Below are 16126 nucleotides of genomic sequence, written 5' to 3'. Positions count from 1 at the left end.
GGTGCTCGCCGGTCAGCATGCCGAGCCGGCGCATCACCCGCAGCACGCCGCGTACCCCGGGGGTGATCGCCCACTCGTCGAAGCGCAGTGCCTCGCCGGCCTCGTAGGTGAGCACCGGAATGCCGCGGTTCTGGGCATAGTGGCGCAGACTGCCCTCGCGCAGCTCGGCGTTGAGGATCACCGGCGCGCCGAAGGCGTTGGCCATGCGCGCGGTCTCGCTGCCCGTCTCCAGCTGGGCGCGGATCTGGGGGAGGTTGGTGCGGTGGATCGCCCCGGTGTGCAGGTCGATGATATGGGTGGCGTGATCGACGATCTGCTCGCGGAACAGTGCCGCCACCCGCCCACCCAGGGAGCCCGACTCGCTGCCCGGGAAGCAGCGGTTGAGGTCGCGCCGGTCCGGCAGGTAGCGGCTGTGCTGCACGAAACCGAAGACATTGACGATGGGCGCCGCCACCAGGGTGCCACGCACGCCCTGCAGCTGCTTCGAGCGCAACAGGCGACGCACGATCTCGACGCTGTTGATCTCGTCCCCGTGGATCCCGCCGCACACCAGCAGCACCGGCCCCGCCTGACGGCCGTGGACCACCTCCACGGGGATATAGAGCGGTGCATGGGTGTAGAGCCGGGCCACCGGCACGTCGACCTGGGCACGGCCGCCGGGGGCGATGCGAGTGCCGGCGAGCTCGAAGGGGGCGGGGGCCATGGCGGCTGTCATCCTGTTGACGGGGCAGGCTTCCTTTATACTCCGCTCACCGGGGCCTGGCGAGGCCCTGCCCCACCAACCATACATTCACGTATGTAAAATACCCGGCGATCGGGTAGAATGGCGTCATCACCGCTGGATGGAGTCCGCCGCCCATGGCGCGAAAGACCAAGGCCGAGGCCGCCGCGACCCGCGAGGCCCTGCTCGACGCCGCCGAGGAGGTATTCCTCGAGAAGGGCGTGGCCCGCACTTCCCTGGAGCAGATCGCCCGCCATGCCGGCATGACTCGCGGCGCCGTCTACTGGCACTTCAAGAACAAGGCCGACCTCTTCCAGTCCATGCTCAACCGGGTGCGCATGCCCTTCCAGGAGCTGGTCGAGGAGATCGGCGATCCGGGACTCGCCGAGGCGCCGCTGGAGGCGATCCGCCTGGCATGCCGCAGCGGCTTCGAGCGCCTGGAGCGCCCCCGCTACCGCCGCGTCCACGCCATCCTGATCCACCACTGCGAGGTGTTTGGCGACATCGACCCGCTGGCCATGCAGAACGAGATGGCCGAGGAGTCCTGCGGCGCCCTGCGCGACTACCTGGAGAGCGCCGCCCGCCTGGGCCAGCTGCGTGAGGATCTCCCCCCGGGGCTGGCCGCCAAGCTGCTGCAGTCGATGCTCGGCGGGCTCTTCCATGACTGGCTGCGCAACCACGAGCAGTTCTCCATCGTGGAGCAGGGGATGCTGCTGGTGGAGACCCAGCTTCGCCTCTTCGCCCCCCCGCCGTGACCCGCTGACGGACACGCCTCCCGGACGCGTCCGCCTCCCCTACCGCCCCTGCCGGCGGGCGAAGAAAGCATCGATGGCGTGCTGCGCCTCCGCGGAGCGACAGCGCGCCAGCAGCGCCTGTTCCTCGCGGTCCAGCGCCGCGGTGATGGCGTCGGCCTGCCCTTCCCGCATCAGCGCCTTGGTGGCCAACAGCGCCTCATAGGGCTTGGCCAGCAGCCGGGCGGCGCAGTCGAAGGCCTGCTCCAGTGCCCGGCCGTCGGGCGTGGTATCGGTGACCATGCCCATGTCACGGGCGTCCGACGCGGAAACGGGCTGCCCCAGCAGCAGCATCTGCGCCGCGGCCTTGTGACCCGCCAGCCGCGGCAGCAGCCAGGTGGTTCCGCCCAGCGGGCTCAGGGCGAAGTGCGTGAAGGGCAGGTAGAGCCGAGTCGAGTGGCCCACATAGGCGAAGTCGCAGTGCAGCAGGATCGAGATACCGAGCCCCAGGGCAATGCCCTCCGCCGCGGCGATAGCCGGCTTGGGGAAGGCGTGCAGGCGGCGCAGGAAGCTGATCGCTGCGACGCTGTTGGCCTCGGCCAGGGCCCGGTAGTTGGCCAGGTCGTTGCCCGCCGTGAAGCAATTCTCGGTGCCGGTGAGGATCAGCACCCTGACGCCATCGTCCGCCTCGGCCGCCGCGAGGCCTTCGATCAGCTGCGCGTAGCTCGCCTCGTCGAGGATATTGCGGCGCTCCGGGCAGCTGATCTGCAGCAGCATGATGCCGTTGTCTCGGCGAGCAGTGGTGATACGGGTCGCCATGTCGTTGTCTCCCTTGTGATGGTCCGGGCGGGCCTGACTCCAGGCTCGCCCCGTTTCCCTGAGCCTTGCGGTGCCTCAGCCGTCGAGCTGCCAGCCGCCGCCCAGCGCCTTGAACAAGGTAGCGGTGGCGGTCAGGCGGTCGCGCATCGCCTCGGAGAGCGCCAGCTCCGCGGCGAGCAGCGCGCGCTGGGCATCGAGCAGCTCGATGAAGCCCACGAAGCCCTCGCGGTAGCGCACCTCGGCCAGTTCCAGGGTGCGTTCGAAGGCGGCCACCTGGCGGCGGATCGCCGCGACCCGCTCGCCGCTGGTCTCATAGATGACCAGGGCGTTGCGCACCTCGTTGAAGGCCTGGGCCACGGTGGCGCGATACTGCACCTCGGCCTGCTCGGCCAGGGCCTCGGCAGTTTCGAGGCGCGAGGCGCTGCGACCGAAGTCGAACAGCGGCCCCATCACCGTGGCGGAGAGCCCCCAGGTGCCAGCCGCCGAGGTGAACAGATCCCGGCGTCTCCGGCCGCGGTGCCCAGCAGCCCGCCCAGGTTGAGGCGCGGCAGGCGGCTCGCCTCCGCCACGCCGATGCCGGCGCTGGCGGCGACCAGCCCCGCCTCGGCGGAACGAATATCAGGCCGACGGGCCAGCAACTCCGAGGGCAGCACCGACGGCACGCCCTCGGGCAGGGCGATCGCCTCGAGCTCGGTGTCACCGTAGTCCAGCTCGCTCATCAGCTCGGCGGGGCTCATGCCCACCAGCAGTGCCAGAGCGCCCTCCAGCACCCGTACCCGTTCCCGCTGGGCGGGCAGCTGGGCCAGGGTTGACTCCAGCTCCGACTGGGCCTGGCGCAGCGCCAGCTCGTCGCTCTCGCCCACGTCGAAGCGCAGCTGCTCGAGGCGGTAGGTCTCCTCCCGGGAGGCCACGGTGGCCTCGGTGATGCGCAGCTGGCGCTGGGCGCTGCGCAGGTCGAAGTAGGTAGCCACCACATCGGCGATCACATTGAGACGCACCGCGTCGTGGGCGAAGAGGCTCTGCTCGAGCAGCGCCTCCGAAGCCTCCCGCTCCCGGGCCAGGCGGCCCCAGAGATCCAGCTCGTAGTCCAGCACGCCGGCCAGGGAGAAGGTGGTATCGGTGCTCTCGCCGAAGGGCGACAGGGTCCCGGGCGTGCGCTCCCGAGCCGCCTCGGCCTGGGCGCTCACCGAGGGCAGCTGCTCGGCGCGGGCCAGGCCGAGCCGTGCCCGGGCCTCCTGGATCCGCGCCAGCTGCAGGCGCAGTTCGAGGTTGTCGTCTACCGCCCGCGCCACCAGGGCGTCCAGGTGGGGGTCCTCGAACTGGCGCCACCACTGCTGCCAGTCGGCGCGGGCCTCATCGCTGAGCAGCACGTGCTCGGGCCACTGGTCGGGCAGGTCCAGCGCGGGGGCCCGGTAGTCGGGTCCCACGGCGCAGCCGGCCAGCAGGGCGGTGGAGAGCAGCAGGACGGGCAGTGCCTTACGCATGGGGCGCCTCCTGCTGTTGCCGGGCCAGCTTGCGCTCGCGACGCCAGGTCACCAGGTCCTCCAGCAGCTTGTAGGCCAGCGGCACGAAGATCAGCGCCAGCGAGCTCGCCATCAGCATGCCCCCCACCACCACGGTGCCGATCTCCTGGCGGCTGTTGGCCCCGGCACCGGTCGCGAAGACCAGCGGCAGGGTGCCGATGATGAAGGTCAGCGCCGTCATCAGGATGGCGCGGAAGCGCTGCCCCGCCGCGGCCAGGGCCGCCTCGGTGGAGCTCATCCCGGCGCGGCGGTTCTGGGCGGCGAACTCCACGATCAGGATGGCGTTCTTGGCCGCCAGGCCGATCAGCACCAGCAGGCCCACCTGGAAGTAGATGTCGTTGGGGAAGCCGCGCAGCATGGCGGCAAGCGCCGCCCCCAGCACCCCGAAAGGCACCGCCGTGGCCACCGCCAGCGGCAGCGACCAGCGCTCATACTGGGCGGCCAGGATCAGGAACACCATCAACAGGCCGAGTCCGAAGGCCAGGACACCGGCGCCGGCCGCGGCATCCAGCTGGTAGGCCTCGCCGGTCCAGCCCAGCTGTACATTGCCGCCCTGAAGCACCTCGGCCGCGACCTGGTCCATGGCCGCCTTGGCCTGGCCGGTGGTGAAGCCCGGCGCGGCATCGGCCAGGAACTTGGCGGCCGAATAGACGTTGTAGCGGTTGAAGATGTCCGCCCCGGCCTCACGGGTCAGGGTCACCACCGAGGAGAGCGGGATCATCTCGCCGCTCTGGGACCTTGTTGAGGTCTTCGGGCCGGCTGCGGAACTCGCCCTCGGACTGCAGGTTCACCTGCCAGTTGCGCCCCGAGAGGGTGAAGTCGTTCACGTACATGGAGCCGAAGGTGCTCTGCATGGCGGCGAACACCTCGTTGATCGGCACCCCCATGGCGCGAGCCTTCTCGCGGTCCAGCTCGGCACGATAGCGCGGGATGGAGGTGTCCAGGGTAGTGCGGGCGTTGGTCAGCTCCGGACGCTCGTTGGCCGCGGCGGCGAGCTCACCGGCGTGCTCGGCGATCTCCTGGGTGGTGGCATCGCCTCGCACCTGCAGGTAGCCCTCCACGCCGCCGGTCAGCGACAGCCCCATGATCGGCGGCGGGGTGAAGGAGATCACCAGCGCCTCGGGGATGCCGCCGCCCATGCCCATGATCTGCCCGGCCAGCGACTGGGCGTCCTGGCCGGGGCCTGTCCGCTCGCTCCAGTCGGAGAGGTTGGCGAAGCCCACCCCGGTATTGGTGCGCAGGGCGCCGGCAATGATGTCGAAGCCCGCGAAGGAGGTGAACTCGTCGACCTCGTCCATGCCCAGCAGCATCTCGGAGACCTGATCGCGCACCGCCTCGGTGCGGGGCAGCGCCGACACCGCGGGCAGCTGATAGACCACCAGCGCCACCCCCTGGTCCTCCTGGGGCACCAGCCCCGGGGGTAGACGCGACATGGCGAACAGGGTGGCGGCGATCACCCCGACGAAGAGCACCACGCCGATCAGCGCATGGCGCAGCAGCTTGCCCACCAGCCAGCTGAAGCCGCGGGTCAGTCTGTCGAAGCCAGCGTTGAACCACTGGAAGGGCTTGGCAACGCTATGCGACTGCTTGTCAAGGAGCATGGCGCACATGGCCGGGGTCAGGGTCAGGGCCACCACGCCGGAGACCACCACAGAAACCGCGATGGTCACCGCGAACTGGCGGTAGAGCTCGCCGGTCAGGCCGCCCAGGAAGGTCACCGGAGCGAACACCGCCACCAGCACCAGGGTGGAGGCGACCACGGCGCCGGCCACCTGCTTCATGGTCTCGATGGCCGCCTCGCGGGCCTTCATGCCCTTCTCGTTGATCAGCCGGTCGACGTTCTCCAGCACGATGATGGCATTGTCCACCACGATACCGATGGCCAGCACCAGGCCGAACAGGGTCAGCAGGTTGACCGAGAAGCCGAAGGCCAGCATGCCGGCGAAGGTGCCGATCAGCGACACCGGGATGGCCACCACCGGGATCAGGGTAGCGCGCAGGTGCTGCAGGAAGAGGAAGGTCACACCGACCACCAGCGCCACGGCCACCAGCAGGGTGATGAACACCTCGCGGATGGAGATCTCGACGAACTCGGTGGTGTCGTAGGGCACCGTGTAGCTGAGCCCCTCGGGGAAGCGGCTGGCCATCGCCTCCAGCGCCTCGTGCACCGCCTCGGCGGTCTCCAGGGCATTGGCGCCCGGCTGCAGGTAGACCCCCATGGGCACGGCGTTCTGGCCGTTGTAGGTGGCCGAGAAGGCGTAGTTCTGGGAACCCAGCTCGGCGCGGGCCACGTCGCCCAGGCGCAGGGTGCTGCCATCCTGCTCGGCGCGCAGGATGATCGATTCGAACTCCTCGGGATCCGAGAGCTGGCCGCGGGTGGTCACGGTAAAGGTATAGGCCTGGCCCTCAGGCGAGGGCTCGGCGCCGAGGCTGCCGGCGGCGAACTGGGCGTTCTGCTCGCGGATCGCCGAGGCCACGTCGTTGGGGGTCAGGTCATACTGGGCCAGCTTGTCGGGGCTGAGCCAGATGCGCATGGAGTAGTCCTGGGCGCCGAACAGCGACGCATCGCCCACGCCGGGGATACGCACCAGCTCGTCGAGCACGTTGAGCAGCGCATAGTTGGACATGAACAGCACGTCGCGGCTGCCCTCCGGCGAGAAGAGCACCGGCACCATCAGGATATTGGTGGAGCGCGCCTCGACGCGCACCCCCTGGTCGCGCACCTGCTGGGGCAGGCGCGCGGTGGCGGCCTGCACGCGGTTGTTGACGTTGATGGCGGCCTGGTCGGGGTCGGTGCCCATCTCGAAGGAGACGGTAATCTGCAGGCTGCCGGCATCCGTGGAGGCCGACTCCATGTAGAGCATGTTGTCGACGCCGTTGATCTCCTGCTCCAGGGGCGCGGCCACCGCCTCGGCGATCACCTCGGCGCTCGCGCCGGGATACGCGGCCTGCACCACCACCTGGGGCGGCACCACGTCGGGGTACTGCTCCACCGGCAGCATGCGCAGCGCGGCGAGGCCGGCCAGCACGATGACAATGGAGATGACCGACGAGAAGATCGGTCGATCGATGAAGAACCTGAGCATCACGCCTCCTCGTCAGCGGCGTCGTCCAGCGAGACCTCGGCGGCCGTCTCGTCTTCGATGGCCTCCTCGGCGGAGTCCGCCTCGCTCGGCTGCACCGGCATGCCGTCCTGCAGGGTCACCAGGCCGCTGACCACGATACGATCCCCGGCCTCGAGGCCCGACAGCACCACCTGGCGGTTGTCGACGATGGGGCCGAGCTCCACGTCACGGGCGTGGGCCTGCTCCTCCTCGACCACGAAGATGCGTGGGCCCCGGGGGCCCTGGCCCACCGCCTCCTGGGGCACGAGGAAGACGTCGTCGAGCTCCTGTACCAGCACCCGTACGCGCACGAACTGGCCCGGTACCACCAGGCCCTCGGGGTTGGGGAAGACGGCGCGGGCCGAGACGCTGCCGGTGCGCGGGTCGATGGTGCTGTCGGTGAAATCGAGCCGGCCTGTCTCTTCATACTCGCTGCCGTCGGGCAGGGTCAGCCGGGCCTCGCGAGGGGCCTCCGCCTGGGCATCGCTCATGGCACGACGCGCGGCACGTTGCAGGGCCGCATCCCGCTCCGGCAGCGAGAAGCGCACGTGGACCGGGTCCTGCTGGGTCACGCTGGTCAGCAGGGTGCCGCGCTCGATCAGGCTGCCCTCGGGGAAGCTTTCCAGGCCGGTAAGGCCGGCCAGGGGCGCACGCACCTCGGTGTAGCTGAGATTGAGTTCGGCGTTGGCCACGCCGGCCTCGTTGAGGGCCAGGCGCGCCTCGGCCAGCTCCCGGGCGGAGAGGGCGCTGTCGCGCTCACGCTCGCTGACGGCATTCTGGTTGAACAGGGTGGAGATCCGCTGCCACTCACGGTTGGCCTGGTTCAGCTCGGCGCGGGCATTGGCGCGCTCCGCCTCGGCCCGCTTGAGAGCGATCTCGTAGGGCTCGCGATCGATGCGGAACAGGGCGTCACCCTCGCTGACCACCTGGCCCTCGGTGTAGAGGCGCTCCTCGAGGATGCCGTCGACCCGGGCACGCACCTCCACCTCGCGGGAGCCCCGCACACGGGCCGCATACTCCTCGATCACCTCCACACTGCGCGGCTCCACAGGAACCACGACCACCGGGGGGGGATATTTAGCCCACATTGTTGCATCTGACCCCAAAGGGCCTCGGGGGAGCCAAGAGGACTCCCATCGTCTTGGGCACCGGCTGCAAAAGTCGATGAATCGCCGGCGGATTATAGCTACATTCATGTATGTATACTAGCGGCATCTCTCCGCCACCCCTTCACGGCACGTGGCGCTGAACTAAAAAACCGCCCGGCGAGGGCGGCAGAGCAGGGCTGGTAGAGACAAAGCCCGGAACGAAGAACAGGTCATTTCGAGGCAGGGCTGGGGGATCCTCATCGACAAACTTAGACCCAGACATATTTCTGTGAAAGTTATGTATAGCACAGTGAGCGCCTCGACGCAGGCCCGGCCGCGCGGCTAAGCTGCCGAGGGCAGCGACAAGGGAGACGAGGGATGGATGCGTTGGAACTGGTGAAGACTGGCCACCTCGAGGTGGCGGTCAGAATATGGCATCCCGGCGCGTCGAGGACCGTGGTGGCCTGGCACGGCCTGGCTCGCCACGGCGGCGACTTCGAGGACTTCGCGAGGTGTCTGGGGCCAGACTGGCGCGTCCTGGCCCCGGATACACCGGGTAGAGGGCTGTCGAGCTGGTCGCTCGACCCGTCCCATGACTACCTCTACTCCCGCTACATGACACTGGCCGTCGGGCTGCTCGACCACTTCGAGCTCGACAGCGTGCCCTGGGTCGGCACCTCCATGGGCGGGCTGATCGGCATGCTGCTAGCGGCGGAGCCTGATACGGCCCCGCGCATCGAGCGCCTGGTGCTCAACGACGTGGGCCCTGAGCTGGATCCGGCCGGCCTGGCGCAGCTGGCCACCTACTTCGGTGTCCCCCACCGCTTCGGCCGCTTTGGCGCCCTGGAAGCGGAGCTGCGACGCCACTACGTCGGCTTCGGCATCGACAGCGACGATGGCTGGCGACGCCTGGCACTGGGCAGCGCCCGCCGGCTACCCGACGGCGGCTGGACCTACCACTACGACCCGCGCATCGGCGAGCAATTCTTCCACGACACGCCGCGCGATACCTGGTCCGACTGGGCGGCGATCCACTGCCCGCTGATGGTGATACGCGGCGCCGACTCACCGCTCCTGCGCCCGTACAGCGTGGCGAAGATGGCCGAGGCCCAACCCGGGCTGGTGAGCCTGGAGGTGCCCGGCTGCGGCCACGCCCCCCTGCTCGACCGCGACAGCCAGGTGGCGCCCATCGCCGATTTTCTCGACCGGCCGAGAGAGACCCTGATGCCGGCAACGCCGGAACCGCCCGCCCGCGACTGGTGGCGACGCCTGCTCGGTCGGTTCAGGAAGTAGCCCCTCGCCGGGGCCTGCCCTAGCCGTCCCGATGCGCCTCGAGGCGCGCCAGGGCCCGCTCGACCGCCTGGCGATAGCCACCGCCGAACAGCAGCAGGTGGTTGAGTAGCGGATAGAGCTGGAAGAGCGTCTCGCGCCGCGGCCAGTCGACCGGCGCCGCGCCGTCCCAGTAGGCTTCGAAGAAGGCCTCGCCTGGGGCGCCGAACAGGGTCAGCATGGCCAGATCCACCTCGGGGAAGTGCCGGTAGACGGCCGGGTCGATCAGCGCCGGGCCGCGGGGCGTGAACAGCACGTTGCCGGACCAGAGATCGCCATGCACCAGGCTCGCCGGGGCGTCCGGCAGCCAGGCCTCCAGCCCGTGGGCGATGGCCTCGAGCCGCGTGCGCAGCCGGGCGTCGAGCAGCCCTCGGGCGTGACAAGCCGCGATCAGCGGCAGCAGGCGCCGCTCGCGCTGGAAGGCGCGGCCGTCGACGAGCGGCGCGTTGGGCTGGGGCGTGCGCCCGCAGGCGTTGTCCCGGGGCCAGCCGTGGGCCTCGCCGGTCATCCCATGCAGCCGGCGCAGCCCCTCCCCCAGGGCCGCCTGGTCACGATCTCGTCGCGGCGCCACCTCCAGCGCCTCCATCACCAGCCAGCCGCCCTGCCGCCCCAGCACCGTGGGGACCACCAGGCCGCTGTCCGCCGCCGCCAGCGCCGCCAGGCCATCGGCCTCGCCGGCCAGGCGCCAGGCATCGTCCGACTTCACCACCACCTCGCCCCGATCGGTGGCCAGGCGATAAACCGCGGCGATATCGCCACCGCCCAGCGCGACCAGTGCCCCGCGGGGGCGGAGCCCGCCGCGCTCCAGCAGAGCCAGCAGTTCGGCTTGCATGCGTGTCCTCCTTGCCCCGACGGCTACAGGTTCGCCGCTGCCGTGGCCACAATCAAGCTACGCTGTGAAGGCCCGGCGCCGGCCGTCGGTTGGGGAACCTCGCTGAACTCCGGCCAGCGGCCGGAGTCGTCACCACAGGCCCGGCAGGCGCCGGGGGATGAGGCTGGCCAGCCGCGAGGTAACCGATGGCTCGTTCCGACGAGACCCGCAACGGGGACGCCGACGCGATCACGCAGCGCCTGCTGGCGGTGATCGACACCCTGGTGCAGGAGACGCAGCCCCGGCGGCGCGTCCGCCGCCGGCCGACGCTCACCTCCCGCCTGGATCGCGACCTCGGCCTCGACAGCATGGCACGCTCCGAGCTGCTGCTGCGCCTCGAGGACGCCTTCGCCGTCCGGCTTCCCGAGAGCGGGCTGATGGCCGACACCCCGGCCGAGCTGCTGGCGCTGCTGATGGCCGCCCGAGGCAGCGCGCCGCCGACACCCTCGGCGTCGCCCACGCCCGCACCCGGGCCCGCAGCGGATCTCGCCGCGGTGGCGGGCACGCCGGAGCGCGCCGACAGCCTCAATGCGGCGCTGGACTGGCACCTGGCCCGCCATCCCGAGCGCCCCCACCTGCACATCTATACCGGCGACGACAGCGCGCAGACGCTGAGCTATGCCGACCTCGAGGACGGTGCCCGGGTCATCGCCACGGCGCTTCTCCGGCGCGGGGTCTCCCCCGGCGACCGGGTCGCCCTGATGCTGCCCACCGAACCGGACTACTTCACCGCCTTCATCGGCATCCTGCGCGCCGCCGCGGTGCCGGTCCCCATCTATCCGCCGGCGCGGCCGGCCCAGCTGGCGGAACATCTGCGGCGCCACGGCGGCATCCTGAGCAACGCCGGCGCCAGGGTGCTGATCACCCTGCCCGAGGCCCGCCGGGTGGCGAGCCTGCTGCGCGCCGAGGCGCCGCGGCTGACCAGCATCGTCACGGTAGCGGAGCTCGACGACGACATCGGCGCCGATCGGGAGGACGGCAGCGGAGACGCCGAGCCCCCCGGCGCCGCGTGCCTGGCAATGCTGCAGTACACTTCTGGCAGCACCGGGGATCCCAAGGGAGTCAGACTGACCCATGGCCAGCTGCTGGCCAACATCCGCGCCATGGGCACACGGCTGGAGGTGACCTCCCGGGACGTCTTCGTCAGCTGGCTGCCGCTCTACCACGACATGGGCCTGATCGGCGCCTGGCTGGGCAGCCTCTACCACGCCGTTCCGCTGGTGGTGATGTCGCCTCTCGCCTTCCTCGCCCGCCCCCAGCGCTGGCTCGAGCTGATCCACCACCACCGGGCCACCATCTCCGGCGCCCCCAACTTCGGCTATGAGCTCTGCCTGCGCACCCTGGACCCCCAGGGCGTGGCGGGGCTCGACCTGAGCAGCTGGCGGGTCGCCTTCAATGGCGCCGAGCCGGTCAGCCCGCGTACCATGCAGCGCTTCGCCGAGAACCTGGTCGACTGCGGACTGCAGCCGGGCGCCCTGATGCCGGTGTACGGCCTCGCCGAGGCCGCGGTGGGCCTTTGCCTCGCGTCACCGGGCCGCGGCCTGGTGCTCGACCGGGTCGAGCGCGAGGCCTTCATGACGCAGCAGGAGGCGCGACCGGTCGCGGTTCATGCAGGTCAGGGCGGGGAGCCGGCCCTGACCTTCGTCAACTGCGGCCCGCCGCTGCCGGGCTACGCGATCCGCATCCTCGCCCGTGACGGCAGCGAGCTGCCGGAGCGACACGAGGGCGACATCGAGTTTCGCGGCCCCTCCGCCACGGCGGGCTATTTCGACAATCCCACCGCCACTGGCGAGCTTTTCCATGACGCCTGGCTGCGCACCGGCGACCGCGGCTACCTGGTCGACGGCGACCTCTACATCAGCGGCCGGGTCAAGGATGTGCTGGTGCGCGGCGGGCGCAACCTCTACCCCTATGACCTCGAGGAAGCCATCGGCCGCCTCGAGGGGGTCAGGAAGGGCTGCGTGGCGGTGTTCGGCCATCTCGATCCCGAGAGCGGTGTCGAAGAGCTGGTGGTGGCGGCGGAGACCCGTCTCGAGGACCCGGCACGCCGCGAGGCCCTGATCCAGGCGATCCGCGAGGTCACGGTCGACATCGCCAATGTCCCGGCCGATGCGATCCGGCTGGTTCCCCCCCACAGCGTGCTGAAGACCTCCAGCGGCAAGATCCGCCGGGCGGCCACCGCCGAACGCTTCCGCAGCGGCCACCTCGGCCAGGAGGACGCCCCCGTCTGGCGTCACGCGCTCGGCCTGGCCGCGAAGAGTGGCGTGCAGCGCGCGCGGCATCGGCTCAAGTGGCTCGGCGAGCGCCTCTACGCCGGCTACGCCTGGGGGGTCTTCGGCCTCGGCGGCGCCCTGCTCTGCCTGCTGGCACTGCCCCTGCCACGGCTCAGCTGGCGCTGGGCGGTCGCCCATCGCCTCGCCCGCCTGGCCGCGGGGCTCGCCGGCGTGCGCCTCGTGCGACACGGCCTCGAGCACCTGCCCGGTCGGGGGCCCTGCGTGCTGGTGGCCAATCACGCCAGCTACCTGGATGCCCTGGCCCTCACCGCCGTGCTGCCCCGGGGATTTCGCTACCTGGCCAAGGCCGAGCTCCAGCAGCGCCTGCTGCCCCGGCTGGCGCTGACGCGCCTGGGCGTGCTGTTCGTGGAGCGCTTCGATCCCCGCCAGGCCACCCGGGACTCCCAGCGGGTCCTGGCCGCCCTGGAGGGCGGCGACTCCCTGGCCTTCTTTCCCGAGGGCACCTTCCACGCGGAGGCCGGCATCGGTGACTTCCATATGGGTGCCTTCGTCATCGCCGCTCACGCCGGGGTGCCGGTGGTCCCGGTGGCCCTCGCCGGCACCCGGGCGGTGCTGCGCGGCAAGGAGTGGCTGCCCCGCCCCGGCCGGGTGCGGGTGTGCCTCGGCGAGGCGCTGCGGCCGACCACCGACGACTGGGCCGAGGCGGTCAGGCTGCGCGACGCCGCCCGCGCCTTCATCCTGGCCGAGAGCGGCGACCCCGACCGGCGCGGGCCCTGAACAAAAAGGCCGCCCCGAAGGGCGGCAAGAGCAAGGGACTGGAGGTAACAGATCGGAGCCGGGATCACTCCGGCAGCAGCACCGCGTCGATCACATGGATGACGCCATTGCTGGCCTCGATGTCGGCCTGGATCACGGTGGCCTCGTTGATCATCACGCTGCCATCCTGGGTGGTGATGGTGATCTCCTGGCCCTGGACGGTCTCCGCGCTATCGAGGCCCATGGCATCCTCGGCCATGACCTTGCCGGCCACCACGTGGTAGGTCAGGATCGCCTGCAGGGTCTCCTGGTTCTCGGGCATCAGCAGCTCGTTCAGGGTCCCCTCGGGCAGGGCGGCGAAGGCCTCGTCGGTGGGGGCGAAGACGGTGAAGGGCCCCTCGCCCTTCAGGGTGTCGACCAGGCCCGCCGCCTCGACCGCCGCCACCAGGGTCTCGAACTGGCCGGCCGCCACGGCGGTGTCGACGATGTCGGGATGGTCGTGGGCCTCATCGTGACTTCCGGCCTGCACGGCACCGGCCAACATCAGGCCGGCCACGCCGGCGCCCATCCAACGGGTTGCTGCCTTGAACGCTATCATGGTCTCACTCCTCGAGAGATTGCCCAGTGGGCCGTCATCGGCCTCGGTCATTCATGACCGTCTATTGCGACCGTTGCCGGAAAGGAGCCCGAGAGGGATTCCTGTACACGGCAATCTATTTGTACATGATCTGGACAACAAGTTCACCGTGCCGCGATTTTTTTCGCCCCCGGGATGACGGCGTCCCCCCGGGCATGGCACAAGGGGAGACACCAGCCCTCATCCCCCAGCAGAGGAGAACCGCGATGTACAAGCTGGCCTTCTATGTTCCCGTGGCGGATGCCGAGGCGGTCAAGGAGGCGGTCTTCGCCACCGGCGCCGGGCGCATCGGCGACTACGAGGCGTGCTGCTTCCAGACCCTTGGCACCGGACAGTTCCGACCCCTGGCCGGGGCCAACCCCCATATCGGTAGCGTGGGCGACCTGGAGCGGGTCGAGGAGCTCAAGGTGGAGCTGGTCTGCGCGGATCACCTGATCCGCAAGGCGGTGGCGGCGCTCAAGGCCGCCCACCCCTACGAGGAGCCGGCCTTCGACGTCTGGAAGCTCGAGGCCTTGGGAGCGGGCGCCGGGCGCGTCTGATGGGCCCAAGGCCCTCGGGCCGGGCTTCGCCCGCCCCCCTCAGGCAGAGCCGAAGTAGCGCTCGCGGTCCTCGAGGGTGATGTCGCTGATATGCAGCGGGAACTGCTGGTCGCGACGGTCGGCGTAGAAGTGGCGCAGGGTGCGCTCGATGGTGGGAAAGGCGAGCGCCTCCCAGGGGATCTCGTGCTCCTCGAAGAGCGCCACCTCCAGGCTCTCCGGCCCGGGCTCGAAGCCGCCGGTGAGGTCGGCACGGAAGATCATGTAGACCTGGTTGATATGCGGCAGGTTGATCAGGGTGTAGAGCCCGTGGATCTCGACCTCGGCGCAGGCCTCCTCGCGGGTCTCCCGGGCGGCGGCCTCGAGGGTGGTCTCGGCGTTCTCCATGAAGCCGGCGGGCAGGGTCCAGTAGCCCTTGCGCGGCGCGATGGCGCGCCGGCAGAGCAGCACCCGGGTGCCGCTCACCGGCAAGGTCCCGGCGACGATGCGCGGGTTCTGGTAGTGGATGGTGCCGCACTCGTCGCAGAGGTAGCGGGGGCGGTCATCGCCCTCAGGGATCGCGAAGCGCACGGTGTGGCCGCAGTGGCTGCAGAAGTTCATGGGGCTCCCTGGCAGGCTGGCGGGCTTGACGCCGCTCTCGAGGGCCGGGTAGAAGGAATCAAACCCGACGGAAACCCCATGTTAGAGAAACTTCGCGAACGCCTGCAAGCGCACCGCCCAAGCCGCAGCGTCCTCAAGCTGCCCGAGGCGGCGGTGCTGATGCCCATCGTCGACCGGCCGGAGCCGACCCTGCTGTTCACGCGCCGCGCCGATCATCTCAACACCCACGGCGGCCAGGTGGCCTTCCCCGGCGGCAAGCGCGAGGCCGACGACCCGGACCTGCTGTTCACGGCGCTGCGCGAATCCGAGGAGGAGATCGCCCTGCCGCCCTACCGGGTGGAGCTGCTCGGTCGGCTGTCGGAGGTGGTCTCGCTGCACGGGCTGCGCGTCACGCCCTACGTGGGCCTGATCCCGCCGGACCTGCCGCTCACCCCCGACCCCACCGAGCTCGACGCCATCTTCGAGGTGCCCCTCGCCCACTTCCTGGAGGATCGCCGCCACCACACCGACGTCATTCCCATGGACGGCCGGCCCCTCTATGTGCCCAACTACCACGTAGACGGCCAGGTGATCTGGGGGCTCTCGGCGATGATGCTGGTGGAGCTGCTGGCGGAGGGGTTCGGCCGCCCGGTCAGCCTGGACCGCGAGCCGCCCGGCCGGCTCTGCTACTTTCCCGAGCGGCTGCTGCGCATCCAGCAGCAGGCCAGCCGCTGACCCTTGACGCCACCCTGGAGACGACGACGCTGAGCCGCTCCCCACTCCTTGCCCAGCCCCCCGTCCTGGCCCCCGAGGCCCTGCCCCAGCTGATCGACGCCCTGGTGGAACAGGGCTGGTACCTGGGCGAAGGCGTGCTGGACGCCGGCCTGTGCGCCGAGCTGCACACCGAGCTGATGGCGCTCGCCGCGCACGACGCCCTGGAGGCCGCCGGCATCGGCCGCGGCCAGGCACACACCCTGCGCCGCGATATCCGCGGCGACGCCATACACTGGCTCGACCGCGAGAGCCTCGCCCAGCGCCGCTACCTCGAGGCCATGGGCGAGGTGCAGCAGGCGTTGAACCGGGCGCTCTTCCTGGGGCTGTTCGAGTACGAGGCGCACTTCGCCCACTACCCGCCCGGCGCCTTCTACCGCCGCCACCTGGACAGCTTCCGCGGCCGCGCCAACCGGGTGGTCTCCAC

The 16126-nt window shown here is 70.4% G+C and carries 12 protein-coding genes and 3 pseudogenes; 6 read left to right on the top strand and 9 right to left on the bottom strand.

Annotated features, from left to right (window positions below; translation table 11 throughout):
* A pseudogene (locus J5F18_RS07935) lies at nt 1–703 on the bottom strand (succinylglutamate desuccinylase/aspartoacylase family protein); the annotation flags it as partial.
* A gap of 155 nt (nt 704–858) precedes the next feature.
* On the opposite strand from J5F18_RS07935, the gene J5F18_RS07930 reads away from it, so the two are divergent.
* Nucleotides 859–1476 carry a TetR family transcriptional regulator gene (locus J5F18_RS07930; RefSeq protein ID WP_346301729.1) on the top strand — a complete coding sequence of 206 codons (618 nt, stop codon included), beginning with the start codon at nt 859–861 and terminating at the stop codon, nt 1474–1476.
* 39 nt (nt 1477–1515) lie between these two features.
* On the opposite strand, the gene J5F18_RS07925 is transcribed toward J5F18_RS07930, so the two are convergent.
* The 5 genes and pseudogenes from J5F18_RS07925 to J5F18_RS07905 all read right to left on the bottom strand — a co-directional run bounded on the left by J5F18_RS07925 (nt 1516) and on the right by J5F18_RS07905 (nt 7986).
* Nucleotides 1516–2271: an enoyl-CoA hydratase-related protein gene (locus J5F18_RS07925; protein ID WP_346301728.1), complete on the bottom strand. Its 756-nt coding sequence runs from the start codon at nt 2269–2271 to the stop codon at nt 1516–1518.
* Between the two features lie 75 nt (nt 2272–2346).
* Nucleotides 2347–2721 carry a TolC family protein gene (locus J5F18_RS07920; RefSeq protein WP_346301727.1) on the bottom strand — a complete coding sequence of 125 codons (375 nt, stop codon included), beginning with the start codon at nt 2719–2721 and terminating at the stop codon, nt 2347–2349.
* Nucleotides 2721–3755, bottom strand: coding sequence for an efflux transporter outer membrane subunit (locus J5F18_RS07915; RefSeq protein WP_346301726.1), 1035 nt, complete (start codon nt 3753–3755; stop codon nt 2721–2723). The genes J5F18_RS07920 and J5F18_RS07915 overlap by 1 nt, the downstream gene beginning before the upstream one ends.
* Nucleotides 3748–6880 (bottom strand): annotated as a pseudogene (locus tag J5F18_RS07910) (multidrug efflux RND transporter permease subunit). The gene J5F18_RS07915 and the pseudogene J5F18_RS07910 overlap by 8 nt, the downstream one beginning before the upstream one ends.
* A complete protein-coding gene (locus J5F18_RS07905) occupies nt 6880–7986 on the bottom strand; it encodes an efflux RND transporter periplasmic adaptor subunit (protein ID WP_346301725.1) in 1107 nt (368 codons plus the stop codon). Before J5F18_RS07905 ends, J5F18_RS07910 begins: the two are co-directional and overlap by 1 nt.
* Before the next feature lie 378 nt (nt 7987–8364).
* Here J5F18_RS07905 and J5F18_RS07900 point away from each other — a divergent pair, with 378 nt between their 5' ends.
* Nucleotides 8365–9279 (top strand): alpha/beta hydrolase, encoded by a 915-nt coding sequence (locus tag J5F18_RS07900; RefSeq protein WP_346301724.1) that lies wholly within the window; start codon nt 8365–8367, stop codon nt 9277–9279.
* Between the two features lie 19 nt (nt 9280–9298).
* Here the strand turns inward: J5F18_RS07900 and J5F18_RS07895 are convergent, their stop codons facing one another.
* Complete coding sequence (locus J5F18_RS07895; RefSeq protein WP_346301723.1) at nt 9299–10147, bottom strand: fructosamine kinase family protein; 849 nt, start codon at nt 10145–10147, stop codon at nt 9299–9301.
* Between the two features lie 185 nt (nt 10148–10332).
* Between J5F18_RS07895 and J5F18_RS07890 the strand changes: the two genes are divergently transcribed.
* Nucleotides 10333–13197: an AMP-binding protein gene (locus J5F18_RS07890; RefSeq protein ID WP_346301722.1), complete on the top strand. Its 2865-nt coding sequence runs from the start codon at nt 10333–10335 to the stop codon at nt 13195–13197.
* 64 nt (nt 13198–13261) lie between these two features.
* Here the strand turns inward: J5F18_RS07890 and J5F18_RS07885 are convergent, their stop codons facing one another.
* Complete coding sequence (locus J5F18_RS07885; RefSeq protein WP_346301721.1) at nt 13262–13774, bottom strand: fasciclin domain-containing protein; 513 nt, start codon at nt 13772–13774, stop codon at nt 13262–13264.
* Nucleotides 13775–14019: 245 nt separating this feature from the next.
* Here J5F18_RS07885 and J5F18_RS07880 point away from each other — a divergent pair, with 245 nt between their 5' ends.
* A complete protein-coding gene (locus J5F18_RS07880; protein WP_346301720.1) occupies nt 14020–14352 on the top strand; it encodes a YqfO family protein in 333 nt (110 codons plus the stop codon).
* A 39-nt stretch (nt 14353–14391) separates the two neighbouring features.
* On the opposite strand, the gene J5F18_RS07875 is transcribed toward J5F18_RS07880, so the two are convergent.
* On the bottom strand, nt 14392–14949 hold the full coding sequence (locus J5F18_RS07875; protein WP_346301719.1) for an NUDIX hydrolase: 558 nt from the start codon (nt 14947–14949) through the stop codon (nt 14392–14394).
* A gap of 78 nt (nt 14950–15027) precedes the next feature.
* Between J5F18_RS07875 and J5F18_RS07870 the strand changes: the two genes are divergently transcribed.
* Together J5F18_RS07870 and J5F18_RS07865 are read left to right on the top strand one after the other, a co-directional pair.
* Entirely contained in the window at nt 15028–15663 is a 636-nt protein-coding gene (locus J5F18_RS07870) for a CoA pyrophosphatase (protein ID WP_346301718.1), read from the top strand.
* Nucleotides 15664–15767: 104 nt separating this feature from the next.
* Nucleotides 15768–16126, top strand: a pseudogene (locus J5F18_RS07865) (2OG-Fe(II) oxygenase); the annotation flags it as partial.

It is taken from the genome of Halomonas sp. BM-2019 (genome assembly GCF_017584085.1).
The sequence above is the reverse complement of the archived record's forward strand: the minus strand, read 5'-3'. Positions and strand labels throughout refer to the sequence as shown.